20 protein-coding genes and 1 riboswitch are annotated in these 23,959 nt (G+C 67.3%); of the genes, 16 read left to right on the top strand and 4 right to left on the bottom strand.

Features of this window, described 5'->3' with window-relative positions:
* Window positions 1–4: 4 nt before the first annotated feature.
* The 3 genes from mnmE (at window position 5) to ACODSU_RS01605 (ending at window position 3,076) form a co-directional block, all read left to right on the top strand.
* On the top strand, window positions 5–1,426 hold the full coding sequence (gene mnmE, locus ACODSU_RS01615; RefSeq protein ID WP_488839569.1) for a tRNA uridine-5-carboxymethylaminomethyl(34) synthesis GTPase MnmE: 1,422 nt from the start codon (window positions 5–7) through the stop codon (window positions 1,424–1,426).
* Window positions 1,427–1,507: 81 nt separating this feature from the next.
* A complete protein-coding gene (locus ACODSU_RS01610; RefSeq protein WP_043565827.1) occupies window positions 1,508–1,999 on the top strand; it encodes a Crp/Fnr family transcriptional regulator in 492 nt (163 codons plus the stop codon).
* Window positions 2,000–2,110: 111 nt separating this feature from the next.
* Entirely contained in the window at window positions 2,111–3,076 is a 966-nt protein-coding gene (locus ACODSU_RS01605; RefSeq protein WP_488839567.1) for a hypothetical protein, read from the top strand.
* Between the two features lie 69 nt (window positions 3,077–3,145).
* On the opposite strand, the gene ACODSU_RS01600 is transcribed toward ACODSU_RS01605, so the two are convergent.
* Window positions 3,146–3,700, bottom strand: coding sequence for an adenine phosphoribosyltransferase (locus tag ACODSU_RS01600; RefSeq protein WP_488839565.1), 555 nt, complete (start codon window positions 3,698–3,700; stop codon window positions 3,146–3,148).
* 223 nt (window positions 3,701–3,923) lie between these two features.
* Here ACODSU_RS01600 and ACODSU_RS01595 point away from each other — a divergent pair, with 223 nt between their 5' ends.
* A complete protein-coding gene (locus ACODSU_RS01595; RefSeq protein ID WP_488839563.1) occupies window positions 3,924–6,977 on the top strand; it encodes an EAL domain-containing protein in 3,054 nt (1,017 codons plus the stop codon).
* 122 nt (window positions 6,978–7,099) lie between these two features.
* Here the strand turns inward: ACODSU_RS01595 and ACODSU_RS01590 are convergent, their stop codons facing one another.
* Window positions 7,100–9,085 carry a monovalent cation:proton antiporter family protein gene (locus ACODSU_RS01590; RefSeq protein ID WP_110960669.1) on the bottom strand — a complete coding sequence of 662 codons (1,986 nt, stop codon included), beginning with the start codon at window positions 9,083–9,085 and terminating at the stop codon, window positions 7,100–7,102.
* A 212-nt stretch (window positions 9,086–9,297) separates the two neighbouring features.
* On the opposite strand from ACODSU_RS01590, the gene ACODSU_RS01585 reads away from it, so the two are divergent.
* The 4 genes from ACODSU_RS01585 to ACODSU_RS01570 are packed head-to-tail and all read left to right on the top strand — an operon-like array spanning window position 9,298 to window position 12,311.
* Window positions 9,298–10,299, top strand: a complete 1,002-nt coding sequence (locus ACODSU_RS01585; protein WP_488839561.1) for a KpsF/GutQ family sugar-phosphate isomerase — start codon at window positions 9,298–9,300, stop codon at window positions 10,297–10,299.
* A gap of 2 nt (window positions 10,300–10,301) precedes the next feature.
* Window positions 10,302–10,871, top strand: a complete 570-nt coding sequence (locus tag ACODSU_RS01580; protein ID WP_295936382.1) for a KdsC family phosphatase — start codon at window positions 10,302–10,304, stop codon at window positions 10,869–10,871.
* A complete protein-coding gene (gene lptC, locus ACODSU_RS01575; protein WP_015016402.1) occupies window positions 10,868–11,488 on the top strand; it encodes an LPS export ABC transporter periplasmic protein LptC in 621 nt (206 codons plus the stop codon). Before ACODSU_RS01580 ends, lptC begins: the two co-directional genes overlap by 4 nt.
* Window positions 11,489–11,528: 40 nt before the next feature.
* On the top strand, window positions 11,529–12,311 hold the full coding sequence (locus tag ACODSU_RS01570) for an SDR family oxidoreductase (protein ID WP_488839558.1): 783 nt from the start codon (window positions 11,529–11,531) through the stop codon (window positions 12,309–12,311).
* A 122-nt stretch (window positions 12,312–12,433) separates the two neighbouring features.
* Here the strand turns inward: ACODSU_RS01570 and rbp (ACODSU_RS01565) are convergent, their stop codons facing one another.
* Window positions 12,434–12,973 (bottom strand): RNA-binding regulator, encoded by a 540-nt coding sequence (gene rbp, locus ACODSU_RS01565; RefSeq protein WP_488839556.1) that lies wholly within the window; start codon window positions 12,971–12,973, stop codon window positions 12,434–12,436.
* Window positions 12,974–13,245: 272 nt separating this feature from the next.
* A complete protein-coding gene (rbp, locus tag ACODSU_RS01560) occupies window positions 13,246–13,626 on the bottom strand; it encodes an RNA-binding regulator (protein WP_488839554.1) in 381 nt (126 codons plus the stop codon).
* 245 nt (window positions 13,627–13,871) lie between these two features.
* Window positions 13,872–14,064: riboswitch (yybP-ykoY riboswitch) on the top strand.
* Window positions 14,065–14,073: 9 nt separating this feature from the next.
* Here rbp (ACODSU_RS01560) and ACODSU_RS01555 point away from each other — a divergent pair.
* The 8 genes from ACODSU_RS01555 (at window position 14,074) to ACODSU_RS01520 (ending at window position 23,953) form a co-directional block, all read left to right on the top strand.
* Window positions 14,074–14,640, top strand: coding sequence for a TMEM165/GDT1 family protein (locus tag ACODSU_RS01555; protein ID WP_488839552.1), 567 nt, complete (start codon window positions 14,074–14,076; stop codon window positions 14,638–14,640).
* A gap of 244 nt (window positions 14,641–14,884) precedes the next feature.
* Complete coding sequence (gene metX, locus ACODSU_RS01550) at window positions 14,885–16,015, top strand: homoserine O-succinyltransferase MetX (RefSeq protein ID WP_488839550.1); 1,131 nt, start codon at window positions 14,885–14,887, stop codon at window positions 16,013–16,015.
* Entirely contained in the window at window positions 16,012–16,596 is a 585-nt protein-coding gene (gene metW / locus ACODSU_RS01545; protein ID WP_488839549.1) for a methionine biosynthesis protein MetW, read from the top strand. Before metX ends, metW begins: the two co-directional genes overlap by 4 nt.
* A gap of 83 nt (window positions 16,597–16,679) precedes the next feature.
* Window positions 16,680–17,813: a glycerophosphodiester phosphodiesterase gene (locus tag ACODSU_RS01540; protein WP_488839547.1), complete on the top strand. Its 1,134-nt coding sequence runs from the start codon at window positions 16,680–16,682 to the stop codon at window positions 17,811–17,813.
* A gap of 205 nt (window positions 17,814–18,018) precedes the next feature.
* Window positions 18,019–18,852: a hydroxypyruvate isomerase family protein gene (locus ACODSU_RS01535; RefSeq protein ID WP_488839545.1), complete on the top strand. Its 834-nt coding sequence runs from the start codon at window positions 18,019–18,021 to the stop codon at window positions 18,850–18,852.
* Window positions 18,853–19,011: 159 nt separating this feature from the next.
* Window positions 19,012–21,075, top strand: coding sequence for a methyl-accepting chemotaxis protein (locus ACODSU_RS01530; RefSeq protein ID WP_488839543.1), 2,064 nt, complete (start codon window positions 19,012–19,014; stop codon window positions 21,073–21,075).
* Window positions 21,076–21,174: 99 nt separating this feature from the next.
* A complete protein-coding gene (locus ACODSU_RS01525) occupies window positions 21,175–22,401 on the top strand; it encodes a GGDEF domain-containing protein (protein ID WP_488839541.1) in 1,227 nt (408 codons plus the stop codon).
* A 70-nt stretch (window positions 22,402–22,471) separates the two neighbouring features.
* Window positions 22,472–23,953, top strand: a complete 1,482-nt coding sequence (locus ACODSU_RS01520; RefSeq protein ID WP_488839539.1) for a M20 family metallopeptidase — start codon at window positions 22,472–22,474, stop codon at window positions 23,951–23,953.
* Window positions 23,954–23,959: the final 6 nt, after the last annotated feature.

The raw sequence follows: 23,959 nt of genomic DNA, 5'->3' as shown, positions 1-23,959 counted from the left end.
GCCCATGCTTGCCCGCCACCACGACCCCATCGTTGCCATCGCCACTGCCCCCGGGCGCGGGGCCGTCGGCATCGTGCGGGTGTCGGGCAAAGGGCTGGAGGCCCTGGTGCAGGCGCTGTGCGGCCGCACCCTCAAGCCCCGCGAGGCGACGTACCTGCCGTTCAGGGATGCGCAGGGCCAGGCCATCGACCAGGGGCTGGCGCTGTACTTCCCCGGCCCGCACAGCTACACCGGCGAAGACGTGCTGGAGCTGCAGGCCCACGGTGGCCCCGTGGTGCTGCAGCTGTTGCTGGCGCGCTGCCTGGAGGCAGGCGCCGCCGCGGACCCGGCCACGGGCCAGCCCTGCCTGCCAGGCCTGCGCGTGGCCCAGCCCGGAGAATTCACCGAACGCGCTTTCCTCAACGACAAGATCGACCTAGCCCAGGCCGAGGCGATTGCCGACCTGATCGACGCCAGCACCGAGGCCGCAGCCCGCAGCGCCAGCCGCTCGTTGACCGGTGCGTTCTCCGCCGAAATCCACAGCCTGCGCGACGCGCTCATCCACCTGCGCATGCTCGTGGAGGCCACGCTCGATTTTCCTGAAGAAGAAATCGACTTCTTGCGCAAGGCCGATGCGCATGGCCAGCTATCGAATCTACAGCAAACCCTGGCCTCGGTGATGCAGCGCGCGCGCCAGGGCGCCCTGCTGCGCGAGGGCATCAAAGTGGTGATTGCCGGACAGCCGAATGCGGGCAAAAGCTCGCTGCTCAATGCGCTGGCAGGGGCCGAGCTGGCCATCGTCACGCCCATTGCCGGCACCACGCGCGACAAGGTGCAGCAGACCATCCAGATCGAGGGGGTGCCCCTGCACATCATCGATACCGCCGGCCTGCGCGACAGCAGCGACGAGGTCGAGCGCATCGGCATCGCCCGCGCCTGGGACGAGATCGCAGGGGCGGACGCCGTGCTGTTCCTGCACGATCTGTCGCGGCAGAATGCTCCTGAATATGTAGCTTCCGACGCAGATATCGAAAGCGCCTTGGGGCAAAAACTGCCCAAAAACATTCCTGTGATCGATGTCTGGAACAAGCTGGACTGTGCGGCGGGTGAGGCCGCCCCAGCCCGCCCTGAGCGCCCGGCGGTGCGCCTGTCGGCCCGCACCGGGCAAGGTCTGGACGGGTTGCGGAAGCTGCTGCTGGATGTGGCGGGCTGGCAGTCGGCGCCCGAGGGCATCTACATTGCCCGGGCGCGCCATGTGCAGGCGCTGCAGGCGGTGTCTGCCCACCTGCAGGAGGCCGCCGACCAGCTGCAAGCCCAGGGCCCGGCGCTGGACCTGCTGGCCGAGGAGCTGCGGCTGGCGCAGAACGCGCTGAGCGCCATCACTGGCGAATTCACCTCCGATGACCTGCTCGGCGTGATCTTCTCCAGCTTCTGTATCGGTAAATAACGACCGTTGGTCGCCCTATCTTGTAAACGGACGTAAACAGCGCTTGTGTCCGATCTGTAACAGGGTTACTTTCGGCGGACCATGAATGTTCCCATGCCCGTTGCCTCCAAGGTGGACCTCAAAGGTCTGATCGACGCCATTGCCCAGACCACGGCGGAGGACAGCATGACCAACCCGCTGACGGCCGCCCAGTGGGAGGTGCTGTCGTCCTACCTGCTGCCGGTGGTGCTGCCTGCCGGCCAGGTGCTCTTCAGCCAAGGCGCCACGGACCGCACCCTGTACCTGGTCGAAAGCGGCAGCCTGAGCGTGCACTACCAGGACGAAAAAGAACGCCTGCGCCTGGCGATTGTGGGCGCTGGCTCGGTGGTCGGCGAAGGCGCTTTCTTCTCACACCGCGCACGCAGCGCCACCGTGCAGGCCAGCGCGCCCTGCAAGCTGTGGAGCCTCACGGCCATCCGCTTCACCGAGCTGACCAACCGCCAGCCTGCCATTGCCCTGGGGCTGGCCATGGCTGCAGGGGCTGTGCTGGCCAAGCGCCTGGGCAACCGCCGCCGCCGCGTTGCGGCCACCTGACAGGCAGGCCCTGTCGGGGGTTTTCCTCGGGCTTCTCCCGCCTTCTGCGGGGGGATGGCGCGTTACACTCGATTTGGATTTTGTCCAGGCACCATCCGAAGAAAGCAAGCCATGTCCCTGTTCAGTTGGTTCAGCCGCAAACCCGCTCCCGCCAAGCCCCGCGCAGCGGCCGAGCCCTCCGGCCTGTTCAACGCCGACGCCACCGTGCCCCTGCAACCCGGGCGCCAGGGCAAGCCACTCGTGGAACCCCAGCCGCCCGAGCACGCCGCCAACCGCAAGAATGAGCGCATGGAGCGCCGGGAGCTGCTCTACACGGTGGTGCGCGATGCCATGGTGCGCGCGGGCGTCCTGTCGGCCAGCTACAAATTCAAGGTGCTGTCGCTCGACCAGCGCGGCCGCCAGTTCCTGGTGATGATGGACCTGGCCCGCGAATACGGCGGCGAGACGGTGCGCCTGAGCGAGATCGAGGCCCTCATCGCCCAGACCGCCAAAACCCGCTACGACATCCTGGTGACGGCCGTGTACTGGCGCATCAACGACCATGTGGCGGTAGGCATTCCGCAAAAGGGTGTGGCGCCCCAGGGCGCTGCGCTGCCACTGCAAGCGGCTTCCACAGCGGTGCGCCGCCCGCCCGTTGCGGCGACGGCCCCGGCACCCCTGACCCCATCGCCCTCCCCCCTGGCAGGTGCACGCCCCGCCGTGGCTGCACCCGCACCGGTGGCTCCAGTTCCTTTGGCGCCGGCAGCGGCCCCGCTGGCTGCGCGCCGCCCGCTCGGCGCGGTGTCGGCCCCCGCGCCCCTCGTGTCAGCACCCGCACCGCTGGCCGCAGCGCGGCAGCCCTCTTCTGCCCGCTTTGAACCCATTGAGGCCGACGAGGTGGCCGCGTTCAAGCGCGCGCTGGCCAACGCAGCAGGCTCGTCAGCGGCCACTGCCGCAGCCGCCAAGCCGGGCGTGCCCGTGCGTTCAGGCCCGCTGCTGCCCCCGTCCCAGCCCACGGGTTTTGAAGACACCGAAATGCCTGGTGCCGACGGTCCCGCCCCCGACCTCAGCAGCACGCAGTACGGCGAACTCAACTGAGCCAAAGGTCACCAAAGGTCATGTGGTGCACGCCCTGTGAGGGCCGTGCACCCATGCCAAGGCCCCGGGTCAGTGCCCTGCAAAGTCCACCAGGGTGTACAGCGGCAGGCCTGCATCGCGCAGGCGCTGTGATCCGCCCAGCTCAGGCAAATCGACAATGGCGGCGCCTTCGGTGACGGTGGCTCCCAGTTTCTCTAGCAGCTTTTTGCCGGCCATCATGGTGCCGCCGGTGGCGATGAGGTCATCGATCAGCAGCACGCGGTCGCCGGCCTTCACGGCGTCGGTGTGCAGCTCCACCGTGGCGCTGCCGTATTCCAGTTCATAGGTTTCCTCCACCGTGGTGAAGGGCAGCTTGCCTTTCTTGCGGATGGGCACGAACCCCACGTTCAGCTCATAGGCCACCACGGCGCCCAGGATGAAGCCCCGCGCGTCCAGGCCCGCCACCACATCGGGGCGCAGCGCCTTGTCCATGTAGCGGTGCACAAACGCGTCGATCAGCACACGGAACACTTTCGGGTCCTGCAGCAGTGGCGTGATGTCGCGGAACTGCACGCTGGGCGCGGGCCAGTCGGGGACGGTGCGGATGTGCTGGCGGAGGTACTGGTTGACGCTGAGGGGCTGCATGGTGGGTGTGGAAGTGATGACGGTGAGGCGGCCCGGACGAGGGCCTGCGCCCGGGCGCGCGGCAGGTGCTGGCCGGTGGCGCGGGGCTCGGAAAGTGCGAGAGTGTAAACAGCCCGGCCGTCCCCGCGCGCGCCTGCACCAGACGCCATAATGTGTTTCACTGGCGTTACAAACTCGCGCCGCCTGCTGCGGGCGGTGCCCCAACCCCCACGACGATCGGCCCATGCCCATCTCCGTCCTGCTGATCGAGAGTGATCACCCCCACGCACAGGCCGTGGCGGGGGCGCTGGCCGACCCCTGGTCGGGCTGGCGCGTGGACGTGGTGGATTCGATCGCCCAGGCGCGCGACCACCTGCTGCGCCACCGCCCCGACATCGTGCTGGCCGCCCAGCGCACCCTGGACGGTTCGGCCTTTGACCTGCTGCAGCTGCTCGACGGCGTTCCGGCCATCATCATCGTGCGCATGGGGGCAGAAACCCACGCGGCGCAGGCCATGCGCCACGGGTTTGACGATTTCACCGTGCAAGACCCGGGGCTCGATTACCTGCTCACCCTGCCCGCGCAGATCGAGGCGGTGCTGGAGCGCAGCTCCAGCGCCCGTGCCCGCCGCGCTGCCGAGGCCATGCTGGCGCGCCAGCACCGGCTGCTGCAGGCCATCTCGCGGGCCCAGGGCATGTTCATTGCCAGCTCCGGTCCCCGGGCGGCGTTCGAGGCGCTGCTGGGCGAGTTGATGACGCTGACCCAGAGCGCGTTTGGCCTGGTGGGCCAGGTGCAGCGGGCCGATGACGGGCACCCCTACCTGCGTGTGCACGCGATGACCGACATCAGCTGGGACGAGGCCTCGCGCCAGCGCTACGCCCAGCATGCCGAGGACGGCATGGTGTTCGACAACCTGCATTCGCTGGTGGGCGCAGCCCTGGTGTCGGGCGAGCCCGTGATCAGCAACGATGCCAGCCACGACCCGCGCAGCGCGGGCACGCCGCCCGGCCACCCCACGCTGCGCACCTACATGGGCCTGCCCATCCATGCCGCAGGCGAACTGGTGGCCATGGTGGGCCTGGCCAACCGCAGCGGCGGTTACACCAACGCCGATGTGCAGTTTCTGCAGCCCTTGCTGAACACCATTGGCCAGCTGGAGACCGCCCGCCGCGCCGAGCTGGCCCGCAGCCATGTGGAGGCCGAACTGGCCCGCACCAGCGCCCTGCTGGCCGAGAAGACCCGTGCCCTTGAAGGCACCCTGGACAACATCTCGCAGGGCATCACCAACGTGGACGCCGAGGGCCGCATCCGCGTCTACAACCAGCGCTACCTGGAGCTGCTGGACCTGCCCGAGTCCCTGCTGGCCACGCAGCCCCTGGTGGAAGAGGTGGTGCGCTTTCAGACCGAGCGGGGCGACTTCGGGCCCGAGTTCCAGCTCATCGAGCCCATGGCGCGCAACTATGTGGCCTCGGAATACGCGGCGCATGGCGGCCGCCTTAACATGCCGCAGAGCTACGTGCGGCGCACCCGGCAGGGCCGCTACATCGAGGTGCGCACCCGTGCCCTGGAGCCCGGCGGGCGCGTGCGCACGTTCACCGATGTCACCGACTACCTGAGCACGCTGGAGGCCCTGCGCCAGAGCGAGGCGCGCTGGCGCAGCCTGACGGACCTGTCGTCCGACTGGTACTGGGAGCAGGACGACCAGTTTCGTTTTGTGCGGCTGGACGGCAACCCGTACCACACGGAGGGCGTGCCCGATGAGATGCACTACGGCCTGACCCGCTGGGAGCTGCCCGATACCTTCGTCCCCGAGGGACAATGGCGCGAGCACCGCGCGCAGTTGGAGGCGCACCAGGTCTTTCACGACTTTGAGATGCAGCGCCTTTCCAAGGACGGCAAGCCGGTGTGGGTGGCGATCAGTGGCGAGCCCATCTTTGACGAAGAGGGCCGCTTTACCGGCTACCGGGGCGTGGCGCGCGACATCACCGAGCGCAAGCTGGCCGAGGCCGAGATCCAGCGCCTGGCGTTCTACGACGAACTCACCGGCCTGCCCAACCGCCGGCTGCTGATGGACCGGCTGGAGCGCGCTGTCGCCACCACCCAGCGCGACGGCAGCCATGGCGCGCTGCTGTTCCTGGACCTGGACAACTTCAAGGGCATCAACGACACCATGGGCCACGAGTGGGGCGACCGCCTGCTGGTGCAGGTGGCCGCGCGCATCGGGGTCTGCGTGCGGGCCACCGACACCGTGGCGCGGCTGGGTGGCGACGAGTTTGTGGTCGTGGTGCAAGGCCTCCACAGTCAGGAGGTCGAAGCCGCCGCCGAGGCCGAGGCCGTGGGGCAGAAAGTGCTGGTGGCACTGAACCAGCCCTATGTGGTGGACGGCTGCGACATGCACAGCACCCCCAGCATCGGCATTGCGCTGTTCCAGGACGCGCAGCAGCCCGTGCAAGAGCTGCTCAAGCGCGCCGACCTGGCCATGTACCAGGCCAAGGCGCAGGGGCGCAACACCCTGTGCTTTTTTGACCCCGCCATGCAGGCCGCTGCGTCGGCGCGTTCGGCACTGGAGGGCGACATCCGCCAGGGCTTGGCGCGCAACGAGTTTCTGTTGCACTACCAGCCGGTCGTGGACGCCACCGGCCACCTGCTGGGAGCCGAGGCGCTGGTGCGGTGGCAACACCCGCAGCGCGGCATGGTCTCGCCCGCTGACTTCATCCCGCTGGCCGAGCAGACGGGGCTCATCCTGCCCCTGGGCCGGCAGGTGCTGGCCCTGGCCTGCCGCCAGCTGGCCCAGTGGGCCACCGCCCCGGCGACGGCTGCGTGGACGCTGGCCGTGAACGTGAGTGCGCAGGAGTTCCGCCAGCCCGATTTTGTGGAGCAGGTGCTGACCGCGCTGCGCGATGCGGCCGCCAACCCGCGCCTGCTCAAGCTCGAACTGACTGAAAGCCTGCTGCTGCACGACGTGGAGGACAGCATCCTCAAGATGCAGGCCCTGCGCACGCTGGGGGTGGGCTTTTCGCTGGACGACTTTGGCACCGGTTATTCATCGCTCAGCTACCTCAAGCGCCTGCCGCTGGACCAGCTCAAGATCGACCAGAGCTTTGTGCGCGACGTGCTCACCGACCCCAACGACGCCACCATCGCCTGCACCATCATCACGCTGGCCCGCAGCCTGGGCTTGGATGTGGTGGCCGAGGGGGTGGAGACCGAAGGGCAGCGTGCGTTCTTGCTGCGCAACGGCTGCCGCCAGTTCCAGGGCTACCTGTTTGGGCGGCCTGGGCCTGCGGAGTTGTTGTAGTTTGCTATTAAATATGTAGCTTTTGGCGCATATTGCACTAGCGCTACAGGCCGATTTCATTCAAATGGGGTGCCCAACCACCTGCTGAGGTGCCAGCGGCGTGCCCCAGGCTGGTCAGCCGGTCAGCCCTTCAGCAGCTTGTCTTCCGCCAGCGCCAGCGCGGCCGGGTGGCCCGACAGCACCAGCGTGTCACCTTCGGCCAGCAAGGCCTCGTCCACCGCCGCGCTCACATGGCCATTGCCGCGCCGCAGGTTGACCACGCGCACACCCATGGCCGGCAGGGCCAGCTGGCCCAGGCTGCGACCGAGGGCCGTGGAGCCGGGGGGCAGGTTGATGGTGGACAGGCGCTCCTGGTCGCGCTCGTTCACCGTGTCGTCGTCCGCGCCGTGGAAGTAGCCGCGCAGCAGGTTGTAGCGCGCATCACGCTGGTCCTGCACCAGCCGCAGCACGCGGCGCATGGGCACACCCACCAGGGCCAGGGCGTGGCTGGCGAGCATGAGCGAGCCCTCGATGGCCTCGGGCACCACCTCGGTCGCGCCGGCCTCCTGCAGCTTGTCCAGGTACAGGTCGTCCTGCGTGCGCACCACCACCGGCACCTGCGGCGCGTGTGACCGGGCGTTGGCCAGCACCTTCAGCGCGGCGGGCACGTCGATATAGGTCACGGCCACGGCGCTGGCGCGCACCAGGCCCGCCGCCATCAGCGCCTGCAGACGGGTGGCGTCGCCATACACCACCGAGTCGCCCGCCGCCGCGGCCTGGCGAACGCGGTCCGGGTCCAGGTCCAGCGCCATGTAGGGGATGCCCTCGTGCTCCAGCATGCGCGCCAGGTTCTGTCCGCAGCGGCCGTAGCCGCAGATGATCACGTGCTTGCTGGTGTTGATGGATTTGCGCGCAATCGATGTCATCTGCAGCGACTGCTGCAGCCAGTCGCTGGCCACCAGCTTCATCACGATGCGGTTGCTGTACATGATGAGGAACGGCGTGGCGAGCATCGAGAGCACCATGGCCGCCAGGATGGGGTTCATCAGCGCCGGTTGCACCAGCCCATTGCTTTGCGTGAGCGACAGCAGCACAAAGCCGAACTCTCCCGCCTGCGCCAGGTACAGCCCGGTGCGCAGCGCCACGCCGGTGGTCGCACCCATGCCCCGCGCCAGCACCAGGATGATCCCCAGCTTGAGCACCAGCGGCACGGTGAGCAGCATCAGCACCAGCGCCCAGCGGTCCACCAGGATGTGCCAGTCCAGCATCATCCCGATGGTGATGAAGAACAGGCCCAGCAGCACGTCGTGAAAGGGCCGGATGTCCGTGCCCACCTGGTGGCGGTACTCGGTTTCGGACACCAGCACCCCTGCAATGAAGGCGCCCAGGGCCAGGCTCAGGCCCGCCAGTTCGGTCAGCCAGGCCAAGCCCAGCGTGATCAGCAGCAGGTTCAGCATGAACAGTTCGTCGCTCTTGCGCCGCGCGACCAGCGTGAGCCACCAGCGCATCAGCCGCTGCCCGCCCGTGAGCAGCAGCCCCACCAGCACCGTGGCCTTGATCAGCGCCCAGCCCAGAGATGTCAGCAGCTGGTCTGGCGACGAACCGAGGGCCGGAATCAGCACCAGCAGCGGCACCACGGCAAGGTCCTGGAACAGCAGGATGCCCATCACGCGCCGGCCGTGTTCGCTCTCCAGCTCGGCCCGCTCTGCCATGAGCTTGACCACAATGGCCGTGCTGCTCATCGCCATCACGCCCGACAGCGCCAGTGCCGTCTGCCAGCCCATGTCCCACACCCCGCCCGCCCAGCGCGACAGCACCAGCGCCAGGCCGGACACCACGGCCATCGTCAGCACCACCTGCATCAGCCCCAGGCCAAACACCTGCTTGCGCATGGCACGCAGCTTGGGCAGGCTGAACTCCAGCCCAATGGCAAACATCAGGAAAACCACCCCAAACTCGCCCAGATGGCGCACGCCTTCGGAGTTCTGCGCCAGCGCCAGCGCATGCGGCCCGATGAGCACCCCGGCCGCCAGGTAGCCCAGCATGGGCGGCAGCTTGAGGCTGCGACAGGTCACCACGCCCAGCACCGCGGCCAGCAGGTAAAGCAGTGTGAGGGCAAGAGAAGACATGGGTTCGATGCTATCCGAGGCTTGAGTTGTGTAACACAGGATTCAAGCAAGCCATTGCCCGGCGCTGCAGGCCGCTGCTGCGTGGCCGTGCGCGCAGGTCTCGCGGCCTCGGGGGCGGGGCAAAGGCTTTGCGGGCTGGATGCACGGACCGTGCCAGTGGACTTGGGAGGTTGCACGGCCCGGCCAGCATGCCCGATCGATAGAATCCATGCATGACTCCCGCCCCCGCCGCGTTGCCCCCTTTTGACGCTGACCAGGCCCTGCGCCTGGCCCGCGAGACTTTCGACATCGAGGCGGCGGCCTTAACCGCTCTGTCAAACCGCGTGGACAAGGTGTTTGCCCAGGCGGTGCAGATGGTGCTGCAGACCCGGGGCCGTGTGGTGGTGATGGGCATGGGAAAAAGTGGCCATGTGGGCCGCAAGATTGCGGCCACGCTCGCGTCGACTGGTACCCCCGCGTTTTTTGTGCACCCCGGCGAGGCCAGCCATGGTGACCTGGGCATGGTCACGCCGAGCGACGTGGTGCTAGCACTGTCCAACAGCGGCGAAGTGGGTGAAGTGACCGCCATCCTGCCCGTGATCAAGCGGCTGGGCGTGCCTTTGATTGCGATGACCGGTGGGCTGCAGTCCACGTTGGCGCGCCATGCGGACATCGTGCTCGACTGCGGTGTGGAGCGCGAAGCCTGCCCGCACAACCTTGCGCCCACAACGAGCACCACGGCCCAGATCGCCATGGGCGACGCGCTGGCTGTGGCCCTGCTGGACGCCCGGGGCTTCCGCCCCGAAGACTTTGCCCGCTCGCACCCCGGCGGTGCGCTGGGCCGCAAGCTGCTCACCCATGTGAGCGATGTGATGCGCTCGGGCACCGAGGTGCCGCGCGTGGCGCCTGACGCCTCGTTCAGCGACCTCATGCGCGAGATGAGCGCCAAGGGCCTGGGCGCCTCAGCCATCGTCGATGCAGCAGGGCAGGTGCTGGGCATCTTCACCGACGGCGACCTGCGCCGCCGCATCGAGGCCGGGGCAGACCTGCGGTCTACCACCGCCGCTCAGGTCATGCACGCCAACCCGCGCCGCATTGCCCCCGACGCCCTGGCCGTGGACGCCGCCGAAATGATGGAAGCCCACGCCATCACCAGCGTGCTGGTGGTGGACGCAGCGGGCGTGCTGGTGGGCGTGGTGCACATCGGCGACCTGATGCGGGCGAAGGTGATCTGACGATGGCGCTGTCCCCGCAGACCTCTCCCTCTCCGGCCCTGCAGATCGACCCTGAGCTGCTGCTGCGCGCCCAGGGCGTGCGCGTGGCTTTTTTCGACGTGGACGGTGTGCTCACTGACGGCGGCCTGTACTTCAGCGAAGCGGGCGAAACCATCAAACGCTTCAACACCCTGGACGGTCACGGCCTCAAGCTGCTGCAAAAGGCAGGTATCACACCCGCCGTGATCACCGGCCGCGACTCTGCCCCACTGCGCGTGCGCCTGAAGGCCCTGGGCGTGGAACACGCAGTGTTCGGCACCGAAGACAAGCGCCCCGCCGCCGAGCAGATACTGGCCACCCTGGGCCTGACCTGGGCGCAGGCCGCAGCCATGGGCGACGACTGGCCCGACCTGCCCGTGATGCGCCGCAGCGCCTTCGCGTGTGCGCCTGCCAACGCCCAGACCGAGGTGCGCCACGCGGCCCACTTCGTCACCCAGGCGCGCGGGGGCGACGGTGCGGCGCGCGAGCTGTGCGATCTGCTGCTGGTGGCCACGGGCCGCTATGCGGCACTGCTGGCGGACTACACCGCATGATCCGCGTGATCCGCCAGGGCTGGGACCAGCTTTCGATCTACCTGCCCGTGGTGCTGATGGGCCTGCTGGCGCTGGGCACCTGGTGGCTGGTGCGCAACGCGCCCATGCCGCAGTTGCCGGCCATTGACCGGCCTGTGAAGCACCAGCCAGACTACTTCATGAAGTCCTTTTCGGTGAAGACCTTCGATGCCACAGGCCGCCTGCAAAGTGAGGTGCAGGGTGACGAGGCACGCCACTACCCCGACACCGATACGCTAGAGATCGACCAGGTCCGCATGCGCTCCGTCAGCCTCGATGGCCGGGTCACCGTGGCCACGGCCAACCGGGCCCTGAGCAACGCTGACGGGTCGGAGGTGCAGTTGTTCGGCAACGCCATCGTCACGCGCGAACCCTTGCCTGCCAAGCCGGGGGCGGCGGCGCAGCCCCGCATGGAGTTCCGGGGTGAGTTTTTGCACGCCTTCACCAACACCGAACGGGTGCGCTCGGACCAGCCCGTCACGCTCACCCGCGGCAACGACCGCTTCACTGCCGACAGCATGGACTACGACAACCTCGACCAGGTGCTGCAACTGCGCGGGCGCGTGCGCGGCATGATCCTGCCGGGCACCACGCGATAGCCCCACGACACCCCGCCTTGCCGCCACAGCCGGAACGCACATGACCCAACCCCTTGTCTTCATCACCGGCGCCTCCAGCGGCATCGGCCAGGCCTTGGCCCACCGCTACCACCAAGCGGGATTCCGCCTGGCGCTGGTGGCTCGGCGCACTTCCGAGGTCAAAACATGGGCAAGCGCACAAGGAATAAGCCCTGATAGCTATGAAATTTATAGTGCCGATGTGTCGGTGACTGACAGCATCGTCGCTGCGGGGCGTGACTGCATCGCACGCCAGGGGGTGCCGGATGTGGTGATTGCCAACGCGGGCATCAGCGTGGGCATGGACACGGCCGTGCTGAGCGACATCGATGTCATGGCCCGCACCTTCGCCACCAACAACATCGGCATGGCGGCCACTTTCCAGCCATTTGTGGATGCCATGGTGCAGCGCGGCAGCGGCACCCTGGTGGGCATTGGCAGCGTGGCCGGCATCCGCGGCCTGCCGGGTCATGGAGCCTATTGCGCCAGCAAGGCGGCCGTCATCAGCTATTGCGAGAGCCTGCGCGGTGAATTGCGCCCCCATGGCGTGCGCGTGGTGACGGTGTCGCCGGGCTACATCGACACCCCCCTCACGCAGCAGAACCGCTACAGCATGCCGTTTTTGATGCAGCCTGCCGATTTTGCCGACCGGGCGTTCCGCACCATTCAGGCGGGCGTGAGCTACCGGGTCATCCCCTGGCAGATGGGCGTGGTTGCCAAGCTGCTGCGCATGCTACCCAACCCCTTGTTTGACAAGGTGCTGGCGGGCCGCCCGCGCAAGCGCCGCCAAAGCGAAATGCAGTGAGGGCCAGGGCTTGCACCAGGAGCCTCAGGGCGCCAGCAGGGGCGATGGATGGCTACCTCGACGTGCCGTCACCATGAAAAAGGGCCCCTGAGGGCCCTTTTGACTGAAAGAACGGGTGTGATTCAGTAGCCGCCGTTGCCGCCGCCACCGTAGCCGCCACCACCGCCATTGCGACCGCCTCCTCCGCCGTTGCGCGAGCCCGAACCGTAGGGGCTGCGGAAGCCACCTTCGCTGCGGCCACCGCCGCCGTAGCCGCCGCCACCGTCACGGCCACCGCCGTAACCACCGCCACCGCCCTCGCGGCCACCACCATAGCCACCGCCGCCGCCTTCACGGCCGCCGCCGTAGCCACCACTGCGGCCACCGCCGCCGTAGCCGCCGCCACCAAAACCACCACTGCGGGGTGGGCGTGGCTCCATGGGTCGGGCTTCGTTGACCACAATGCTGCGGCCGCCGAGGGGCTGGCCGTTCATGCCGTTGATGGCAGCCTGGGCTTCTGCGTCGCTGCCCATCTCCACAAAGCCGAAGCCTTTGGAGCGACCCGTGTCGCGCTCCATCATGACCTTGGCGCTGGTCACGGCACCGAACTGGCCAAAGGCCTGTTCCAGATCACCGTCGCGCACCGAGTAAGGCAGGTTGCCGACGTACAGTTTGTTGCCCATCGAGGGACTCCTCAAAAACACATGGATAAAGCGATGGAGTCCCCAAAACGCAGCCAGCTAATCTCAATGACGCTCTCAGCGCGAAACTGACGGATCACCGCAAACTTGAAACGCAGGCAAAGCCCGCAAAGCCATTATGCGCCACACTTTTACGGAAAAAGCAAGGGGCTTTGCGTGCTGTGGCGCCCATGCTGCGCCAGAACGCAAAAAGGAGCCCGAAGGCTCCTTTTCATGCCGTCAGCAGACCCTGGGGGAATGCTGATGAGGACTTATTAGTAGCTGTTACGGCCACCGCCGTAACCACCACCGCCGCCACCACCGTAGCCGCCGCCGCTACGGCCACCGCCGTAACCGCCGCCGCCGCCGTTGCCACCGCCGAAGCCACCGCTACGGGGAGCACGGGGTTCCATCGGACGGGCTTCGTTGACCACCAGGTCACGGCCGCCGTAGTTTTGGCCATGCACGCCTTGGATGGCGGCTTGGGCTTCAGCATCGCTACCCATTTCGACGAAGCCGAAACCCTTGGAGCGGCCGGTGTCACGTTCCATCATGACCTTGGCGCTGCCAACCGAGCCGTACTGACTGAAGGTCTGCTGCAGATCTTCGTCGCGGAAAGAGTAGGGCAGGTTGCCCACGTAAAGTTTGTTGCCCATGAAGGACTCCTGAAAAAACACAAAAACGCGATGGAGCCCGACGCAATCAACAAACCTGTGACGACTTCAAAGACGCGAAACTGACCATTCACCGCTAAGCTAACTGCCATTCTGCGAACAGAAAAGCGAAACCATTATTAATCACTTTATGGTGCCCGTGGGGGTTTATTTCTGGGTAAATGAGCCCAAAACAGCGGGCAAGCGTGGTTTTTCGGTGAATTTCAGGGCAAACCATAGGGTAAAATCCGCCCGTCTTTGGGGAGTAGCCCGCCCGGCCGCGCAATGCGCCGGGGGCATGCGTCAACACACTTGGGTTCTTGGAAACCTATGGCGTATGCGGCTTTTGAGCTGGGCGAGACCATTGACTGCAAACCGATCCACATGGCCGGAGTCGGGGTGCAGTCAATGCGTTTTCCACCCATCCGGCCGGATAGGACCCCCTCCCCCATGGAAGCCTTCTTCATTTCCACCGCCATCGTCGCGCTTGCCGAGATGGGCGACAAGACCCAGTTGCTCGCGCTCGTACTGGCAGCCCGTTTTCGTAAACCCTGGCCCATCGTGCTGGGCATTCTGGTCGCCACACTGGTCAACCACGGCCTGGCTGGCGCTGTCGGCGCGTGGGTGACCACCTTCCTCGGCCCGCAGGTACTGCGCTGGATTCTGGGCGCCTCGTTCATCGCCATGGCGATCTGGATGCTGATCCCCGACAAGCTGGACGAAGGCGAAGCCGACGGCTCCCCGCGCTGGGGCGTGTTCGGCACCACGGTGGTCGCGTTCTTCCTCGCCGAGATGGGCGACAAGACCCAGATCGCCACCGTCATGCTGGCCGCCAAATACAACGCCTATCTGTGGGTGGTGGCGGGCACCACGCTGGGCATGATGCTGGCCAATGCGCCGGTGGTCTGGCTGGGCGAGCGCATCACGCGCAAGGTGCCCATTCGCGCGGTGCACCTGGTGTCTGCCGCGATCTTTCTGGTGCTCGGCCTGCTGGCCATTTCTTCGTCGGCAGCCTGATCTGAACCGATCAACGGGCTGGGCGACGCGGCGCTGCTTTGGTATATTTGCCAGATGCGCCGATTTGCCACAGCTTGCGGGCGCTTTATAAATTCTGCTAAAGACCCGTCCGACACACCTGCCCGGCCTCGTTTTTAGCGACGCCGGGTATTTTTTTGCCGAGGTTTGCCCTCGGCGACAGCGGCTCCCCAGGGGGCTGCGGCGATTGCAAGCGGTGGAACGTGAGGGCTTACCCGTTCCAACTATGTCGTTCATCGCCACACCCCAGTCCATGCATTTCCCGGAGGTGCTCCCGCTGCAAAGCGGCGCGTCGATCCGCGACTACCACCTGGCCTACGAAACCTACGGCACGCTCAATGCCGACCGCTCCAACGCCGTGCTTGTGTGCCATGCGCTCAACGCCTCACACCATGTAGCGGGCGTGTACGCGGGGCAGGACAAGAGCGAGGGGTGGTGGGACAACATGATCGGCCCCGGCAAGCCCGTGGACACCGACCGCTTTTTTGTCATCGGCGTGAACAACCTGGGCTCCTGCTTCGGCTCCACCGGCCCCATGCACACGCACCCCGACACGGGCGAGGTCTATGGCGCGGACTTCCCCGTGGTCACCGTGGAAGACTGGGTCAACGCCCAGGCCCGCCTGCTTGATCGTCTGGGCATCACGCAACTCGCTGCTGTGCTGGGCGGCAGCCTGGGCGGCATGCAGGCGCTGAGCTGGACGCTGCAGTACCCCGAGCGCATGCGCCACGCCGTGGTGGTGGCCAGCGCGCCCAACCTCACGGCCGAGAACATCGCTTTCAACGAAGTCGCCCGCCGCGCCATCGTCACGGACCCGGACTTCCACGGCGGGCACTTCTACCGCCACGGCGTGATCCCCAAGCGCGGCCTGCGCATCGCCCGCATGATCGGCCACATCACGTACCTCAGCGACGACGTGATGAACGAAAAATTCGGAAGGCAACTGCGCGAGGGCCTGGAGCTGAAATACAGCACGCAGGACATCGAGTTCCAGATCGAAAGCTACCTGCGCTACCAGGGTGACAAGTTCAGCGACTACTTCGACGCCAACACCTATTTGCTGATCACCCGCGCGCTGGACTACTTCGACCCCGCCCGTGCACATGCTGGCAACCTCACGCGCGCCCTGGCCCGCGCCACCGCGAAGTTCCTGCTCGTGAGCTTCACCACCGACTGGCGCTTTTCGCCCCAGCGCAGCCGAGAGATCGTCAAGGCCCTGCTCGACAACCGCCGCAGCGTGAGCTACGCCGAGATCGATGCGCCCCATGGGCACGATGCCTTTTTGCTGGATGATGCCCGCTACATGGGCGTGATGCGCTCTTACTTCGATAGCATTGCCAAGGAGTTGCAAGCATGACGGACAAAGCGGCAATGCAAGCCCTGGCGCGCCTGGTGCCCCCCGGCTCGCGCGTGCTCGACCTGGGCTGTGGCAACGGCGCCATGCTCGACTACCTGCAGCGCAGCAGAGGCTGCAGCGGCTACGGCGTGGAGATTGACGACGCCAACGTGCTGGCCTGCGTGCAGCGCGGGGTGGATGTGATCCAGCTCAACCTCGACGAGGGGCTGGCCATGTTCGACGACAACAGCTTTGATGTGGTGCTGCAGATCGACACGCTGCAGCATTTGCGCAATGCCGAAACCATGTTGCGCGAGACGGCCCGCGTGGGCCGCACCGGCGTGGTGGCCTTCCCCAACTTTGCGCACTGGCCCAACCGCCTGTCCATCCTGCGCGGGCGCATGCCTGTGACGCGGCGCCTGCCCTACCAGTGGTACGACACGCCCAACATCCGCGTGGGCACGTACAAGGATTTTGAAGTGCTGGCGACCAAGAACAGCCTGCGCATCCTCGACTCCTTCGGGCTGCAGGACGGGCAGGAGGTGCGCTGGCTGCCCAACGCCCGCGCGGGCACCGCTGTCTTCCACTTCGAACACGCATAGCCCTTGTGGGTGTGTGCGCCCCGGCGACACACCGCTGTCAACCGCATCGGCTAAGGTGCGGGCTCCGTTTGTAGGAGACCCGCATGAAACGCATTGCACTGCGCGCTGTGACTGCCGCCGCGCTGCTCAGCACCTGGGCGCTGGGCGCCGTGGCCCAGGCCTGGCCGCCCACCCCCACCGTGATTGCCCACCGTGGCGCCTCGGCCCTGCGGCCGGAGCACACGCTGGCCGCGTACCAGAAGGCCATTGACGACGGCGCCGACATCATCGAGCCCGACCTGGTGATCACCAAGGACGGCGTGCTGGTGGCCCGGCACGAGAACGCGATCACCATCTTGAACGCCGACGGCTCGGTGAAGGAAGCCACCACCGACGTGGTGGACCGCCCCGAGTTCGCAGGCCGCAAAACCACCAAGACCATCGACGGCCAGGCCATCACTGGCTGGTTCACCGAAGACTTCACTCTGGCCGAGCTGAAGACCCTGCGCGCCCGCGAGCGCATTCCTGCGCAGCGCCCGGCCAACGTGGCCTACAACGGCCAGTTCGAGGTGCCAACGCTGCAGGAAGTGATCGACCTGGCCAAGGCCCAGAGCGCGAAGACGGGCCGCACCATCGGCATCTACCCCGAGACCAAACACCCCACCTACTTCCAGTCCATCGGCCTGCCGCTGGAGGCGCCGCTTCTGGCCGCGCTGGAGAAGAACGGCTGGAACCACAAGGACGCGCCTGTGTTCGTGCAGTCGTTCGAGGTCAGCAACCTCCAGGCGATCCGCAGGCTCAGCAGCGTGCGCCTGGTGCAGCTGGTGGCGCCCTCGGGCCGGCCTTATGACTTTGTGGTGCAGGGCACGGCCAACACGCGCGGCTATGCCGACCTGATCACGCCCGAAGGCCTGAAGCAGGTGGCCACCTACGCCAACGCCATCGGTCCGTTCAAGACCCTGGTGGTGCCGGTGAAGGACGGCGTGCCCGGCGAGCCCACGCCCCTGGTCGCGCAGGCCCACGCCGCCGGGCTGGCGGTGCACATCTGGACGCTGCGTCCCGAAAACGCCTTCCTGCCCGCCGGGCTGAAGAAGGCGCCCACCACCGATGGCACCGTGCGCGGCGACAGCGTGGCCGAGATCACGGCCTACCTGCGTGCGGGCATCGACGGCTTCTTCACCGACGACTCGGCGGTGGGCCGCGCGGCCGTGTTGGCGGCGGGAAGCCGGGCGCAATGACAGACGTGGGGCGCCGCGCTGGCCCCCTCCCACCTGTGCCGCGCATCGCATCATTTTTACTATTGTTTTGATAGCTGCTCGGGCATGACCGACTAGCGCTACCGGCCTGTAGAGCATTGAATCTGCCCCCGGCAGGCCCTGCGCGGCGGCTCGCAGGCTGCGGCGCGATAAGCTGGCAGGGTTTCGATTGCCGCCCCATCGCCCCATGCCCCAGTTTGCCGCCCACCTGAGCCTGATGTACCCCGAGCTGCCCTTGCTCGACCGTTTTGCGGCGGCAGCGCGCGACGGCTTTCGGGCGGTGGAGCTGCACTTTCCCTACGCTGTCGACCCCCGCGAGATCGCTGCCCGGCTGCAGGACAACGGCCTGCAGCTGGTGCTGTTCAACGCCCCCGCAGGCGGGTTCGCGCCCGCCGACATGGCCCACGCCTGGGACCAGGGCGCACGCGGCCTGGCCGCGCAGCCGGGGCGGGAGGCGGAGTTTCGCGCTGGCGTGCTGGAGGCCCTGCGGTACGCCGAACGGCTGGGCTGCCCCTACATCAATGTGCTGTGCGGCACCGTGCCGCCCGGCGTGGAGCGCGAATCGCTCAAGGCCCTGTGCGTGGACAACCTGCGCTGGGCGGCAGACCAGGCGGGCCGCGCGGGGTGCGACATCCTCATCGAACCCACCAACCTGCGCGATGTGCCGCGCTATTTCTTGAACCGGCAGGACCACGCGCACGAGCTGCTCGACGCAGCCCAGGTGCCGCACCTGAAGGTGCTGATGGACCTGTACCACTGCCAGCTGGTGGAGGGCGACCTGCACGGCAAGCTGCAGCGTTACCTGCCCACGGGCCGCGTGGCCCATGTCCAGGCGGCGGGTGTGCCCGCGCGCAATGAACCCGACAGGGGCGAGCTGCACTACCCTTTCCTGTTCGACACCCTCGACGCCCTCGGTTACACGGGCTGGGTGGGTTGCGAATACAGCCCGTCGGCAGGGACATCGCAGGGGCTTGCCTGGCGGGACCTTGCCCTGCGCAACGGCCCCCAGCACCCGGCCTAAATCGTTTCGCGGGCCGACTCCAGTACGCGCGAATGCGTAAGGGAATGCGTGAATAAATGTAACAAGGTGCTGGGCTTAGAGTGAAAGCAGACCGGCCCAGTCGGCTTTTGCATTTCTTGGCGCATTACTTTGCGCATCCCAATTCAGGAGACACCCCGCATGCCCGCATCCCTTGCCAACAACCGATCCGTCGCGCGCCAGGTCACGTTGACCGCCATTGCGCTGGTGGCCTTGGTGCTGGTGCTGGTGGGGCTGGCGATTGCCGTGCTGACCGAGCGCAGCACCCGCGCGCAGGTGGTGGCGAGCGTGGGCGACACGGCGCAGAGCGTGGCGCAGTCGCTGGACGCGGCCGACAACACCAACCGCGAGCTGGTGCAGCTGACCATGAAGGGCTTCCAGCGCTACTTCGAGGCCACCATGCAGCTCGACGAAGCCTCGGGCGAGCTGCGCAGCTACGGCGCGCTGGTGAACGAGGACTACGGCTCGGTCGACAAATTCGCCAGCGAGACCGGCGGCATTGCCACCGTGTTCGCCAAGAAGGGCGATGACTTTGTGCGCATCACCACCTCGGTCAAGAACGACAAGGGCGAGCGCCAGATGGGCACGCCGCTCGGCCGCACCGACCCGGCCTACGCTACGGTGTCCAAGGGCGAGCCCTACACCGGCGTCACGGTGGTGAACGGCAAGCCCTTCATGGGCCACTACCTGCCCGCCAAGGACGCCTCGGGCAAGGTCATTGCGCTGCTGTTCATCGGCAACGACATCAGCGTGTTCCACGCCATGCTGCAAAAGCAGGTGGCACAGACAAAGTTCTTCGAGCACGGTGGCACCTATGTGATCAACCCCGGCACGTCGCTGGACCAGGCCGTGTTTGTGTACCACCCCACAGCGCGCGGCAAGCGCGTGCTGGAGGCCTATCCACAGGCGCGCCCGTTTTTTGAAGCGCTGGCCGCATCGCAAGACGGCTTTGTGCGCGAGGCCGCAGACGTGCTGGGTACCGGCGCCGAGAACCCCTGGGCGCTGGTGCGCAAGACCGGTGGCGGCTGGTGGGTGGTGGCGGAGGTAGCCGATGGCGAGGCCATGGCCAGCCAGCGTCGCGTCACGCTGGCCGTGTGGGGCCTGATGGCCGTGGCTGTGGTGCTGCTGGCCATCGGCCTGTTCGTCATGCTGCGCCGGGGCGTGAGCCGCCCGCTGCAGGACCTGACCCAGGCCATCACGCTGGTCGCGCAGGGAGACCTGACCGAGGCCTTCCACACCACGCGGCGCGACGAGATCGGTGCGCTGGTGCAGGAGGTGGAGGGCATGCGCCAGCGCTACACGCAGATGCTGCAGCAGGTGCGCAATGCGGTGGACAGCATCACCACCGCCAGTGCCGAGATCGCCAGCGGCAACCAGGACCTGTCGGCCCGCACCGAGGCCACGGCCAGCAGCCTGGCGCAGACCGCACAGAGCATGGAGCACCTGACCTCCACCGTGCGCCAGTCGGCCGACGCTGCCCGCCAGGCCAACCAGCTGGCCAGCACCGCTGCCGAGGTCGCCGCGCGCGGCGGCCAGGTGGTGGGCGAGGTGGTCACCACCATGGGCGACATCAACCAAAGCTCGCGCAAGATCGCCGACATCATCGGCGTGATCGATTCGATTGCGTTCCAGACCAACATCCTCGCGCTCAACGCGGCCGTGGAAGCCGCCCGCGCGGGTGAACAGGGCCGAGGTTTTGCCGTGGTGGCCAGCGAGGTGCGCAACCTCGCCGGGCGCAGCGCCGAGGCGGCGCGCGAGATCAAGGCGCTCATCGGCGCCTCGGTGGAGCGGGTGGAATCGGGCGCGCGCCTGGTGCAGAACGCGGGCAGCACCATGGACGAGATCGTGGGCTCGGTCAAACGGGTGGGCGACATCATTGGCGAGATCACGGCTGCATCGACCGAACAGTCCGACGGCATCGGCCAGGTCAACACCGCCGTCAACCAGCTCGACCAGATGACGCAGCAGAACGCCGCGCTGGTGGAGCAATCTGCCGCCGCTGCGCAAAGCCTGCGCGAGCAGGCCACGCGGCTGGCGGGCGCGGTGCAAGTGTTCAAACTCTCGCGGGGAGACGGCACGGCGACCTACGGTGGCCTGGGTTACTCGGCGCGCGAGGCCCTGGCTGCGCCCATGGCGCAGACCAGCGACGGAGGGGGACAGCACGCGCCCGGCAGCGGCGCCCGGGCGCCCGCCCAGCTGCAATAGGGCGCACGAACGGTGGGGGTGGTCATCCGGCGGTTTGCGGTCTGTGGCCCTTGGTTTATGCTGGTCTGATTCCTTTCACTCCCCCGCCCACCTGCATCCATGGCCGCCCACGTCCCCACCATGCTGGCAATGATCATTGCCAGCTCCCTCATGATGGCGGCCTCCATGGCCGTGGTGGGCTGGGGCCGGCGGCGCGACGGCCTGGGCCGCTGGGCGGCGGCCCTGCTGGTCAATGCCATCGGCCACCTGCTGATCATGCTGCGCGGCCTGATCCCTGATGTGTTGTCCATCGTGGTCGGCAACCTGATGCTGTCCAGCGTTTTCGTGGGCCTGATTGCGGCGGTCTACCAGTTCCAGGGGCGGCCCGTGCGCTGGGCCCTGCTGCTGGCACCGCCGCTGCTGGTGCTGGTCTTTGTCTCGGTGTTCATCGACAACTTTCCGGCGCGGGTGAGTTTTGTGGGCCTGGTCATCGGGCTGCAGGCCGTGTGGGCGCTGCTGGCGGCGCTGTCGCACCGGCACGCCACCGTGGGGCGCGGGCAATGGCTGCTGGTGGCGGGCCTGTTGCTGGAGGCCGTGGTGCTGGGGGGCCGTGCATTGGTGGCCATCAGCACGCACACCGAGGCCACGAACATCCTGCAAAGCAGTGCGCTGCAGACCCTGACCTTTCTGGCCACGTTCTCGGTGGTGCTCATCAGCTCGGTGGGTTTTGTGTTCATGTCGCGCGACCGGGCCGACGAAAACAACCGCGTGCTGGCCGCGCTGGACCCGCTCACCGGCGTGGCCAACCGCCGCTCGCTGATCGCGGCGCTGGACCGCGACGTGGCCCGCGCCCAGCGCATGCGCGAGCCCATGGCCTTGATGATGGTGGACATCGACCACTTCAAGGACGTGAACGACCAGTACGGCCACCCGGCGGGGGACCGCGTGCTGTGCAGCGTGGTCAACGTGCTGCGCCAGCGCGTGCGTGCGCAGGACCTGGTGGGCCGCTACGGGGGCGAAGAGTTCATGGTGCTGCTGCCAGACACCGGCCTCGTGGGGGCCGAGCAGCTGGCGCGCGAGCTGTGCAAGGCGGTCGAGGAGTCCCGCTGCCCAGCCGATGGCGTGCCCGGCCCCGGCATTGCCGTCACGGTGAGCATTGGCGTGTTTGGCGGGCGGCTGGAATCGGGCGACAGCTGGGACATGCTGATCGCCGCTGCCGACCGCGCGCTGTACCAGGCCAAGAACAACGGCCGCAACCGCGTCGAGGTGGCCACGGGCCTGCGCCGCCCCAGCGCCCAATTGGCGGCCCAGGCCAATCCCGAGACCCTGCCCGAGTCTCTGTATTGACCGATGGCGCCCGGCGGGGGGTTGTGTTGGAATGGCGGATTGATCACCTTCTGCCTTCAGGAGCCCCACCATGAACGCCCGAGTGCCCTCCCAAGTCCTTCAGCCTGAGCTTGCCCTGCAGCGTGTCAGCCAGGCCTGGGACAGCGACATTGTTCGCCAGCTCACCGACTACATCGCCATCCCTGCCAAGTCCCCCACGTTTGCGGCCGACTGGGCCGAGCTGGGCCTGCTCGACACCGTGGTGCGTAACGCCGCCGCCTGGGTGGAGTCGCAAAAGGTCGAGGGCCTGACGCTCGAAATCGTGCGCCTGGAAGGCCGCACCCCCGTGCTGTTCTTCGAGATCGCCGCCACCCAGTCCAATGCCACCGACACCGTGCTCATGTACGGCCACCTGGACAAGCAACCCGAGTTCTCTGGCTGGCGCAGCGACCTGGGCCCCTGGACGCCCAAGTACGAAGACGGCAAGCTCTATGGCCGGGGCGGCGCCGATGACGGCTACGCGGTGTACGCCAGCATCGCCGCCGTGCAGGAACTCAAGCGCCAGAACGTGCCGCACCCGCGCATCGTGGGTCTGATCGAAACCTGCGAGGAAAGCGGCTCGCGCGACCTGCTGCCCTACATCGATGCCTTGAAGCCCCGCATGGGCAACGTGGCGCTGGTGGTGTGCCTGGACTCTGGCGCCGGCAACTACGACCAGTTGTGGCTCACCACCAGCCTGCGCGGCATGGCCAGCGGCACGCTCAAGGTCGAGATCCTCACCGAGGGCATCCACTCGGGCGATGCCTCGGGCCTGGTGCCTTCGTCGTTCCGCATCATGCGGCAGGTGCTCGACCGGCTGGAAGACAGCGCCACCGGCCGCCTGCTGCCCGCCAGCTTCCATTGCGAAGTACCCGCCGACCGGCTGGCCCAGGCGCGCGCCACGGCGGCCATCCTGGGCGAAGAGGTGTACAAGCGCTTCCCCTGGGCGCACTACGACTGCGGCGGCTCCACCGTGTTCGCCCTCCCCACCACCACCGACCCGGTGCAGGCCCTGCTCAAGCGCACCTGGGAGCCCACGCTCAGCGTCACCGGTGCCGAGGGCTTCCCGGCCCTGCAGGACGCTGGCAATGTGCTGCGCCCCTACACCGCCTTCAAGCTCAGCCTGCGCCTGCCCCCGCTGGTGGACGCCGCCCAGGCCGTGCAGGACCTGAAGGCGCTGCTGGAAGACAACGCGCCCTACCAGGCCAAGGTCACCTTCCAGAGCGGCGGCGGCGCCACGGGCTGGAACGCCCCGGCCACCACGCCCTGGTTCGAGCAGGCGCTCAACGAAGCCTCGCAGGCGCACTTTGGCGCACCCTGCGGCTACATCGGCCAGGGCGGCACCATTCCGCTCATGAACATGCTGAGCGAAGGCTTCCCCACCGCGCAGATGATGGTCTGCGGCGTGCTGGGCCCCAAGAGCAACGCGCACGGCCCCAATGAGTTTTTGCACGTGCCCTATGCCAAGCGCCTCACTGCCTCTGTGGCGCATGTGATGGCGGCCATGGCCCAAAGCTCGGGTACAACCCCCTGAGTCGCT

The sequence above is a fragment of the Acidovorax sp. FG48 genome (assembly GCF_057809085.1).
This window is presented reverse-complemented; position numbering and strand designations above follow the sequence as displayed.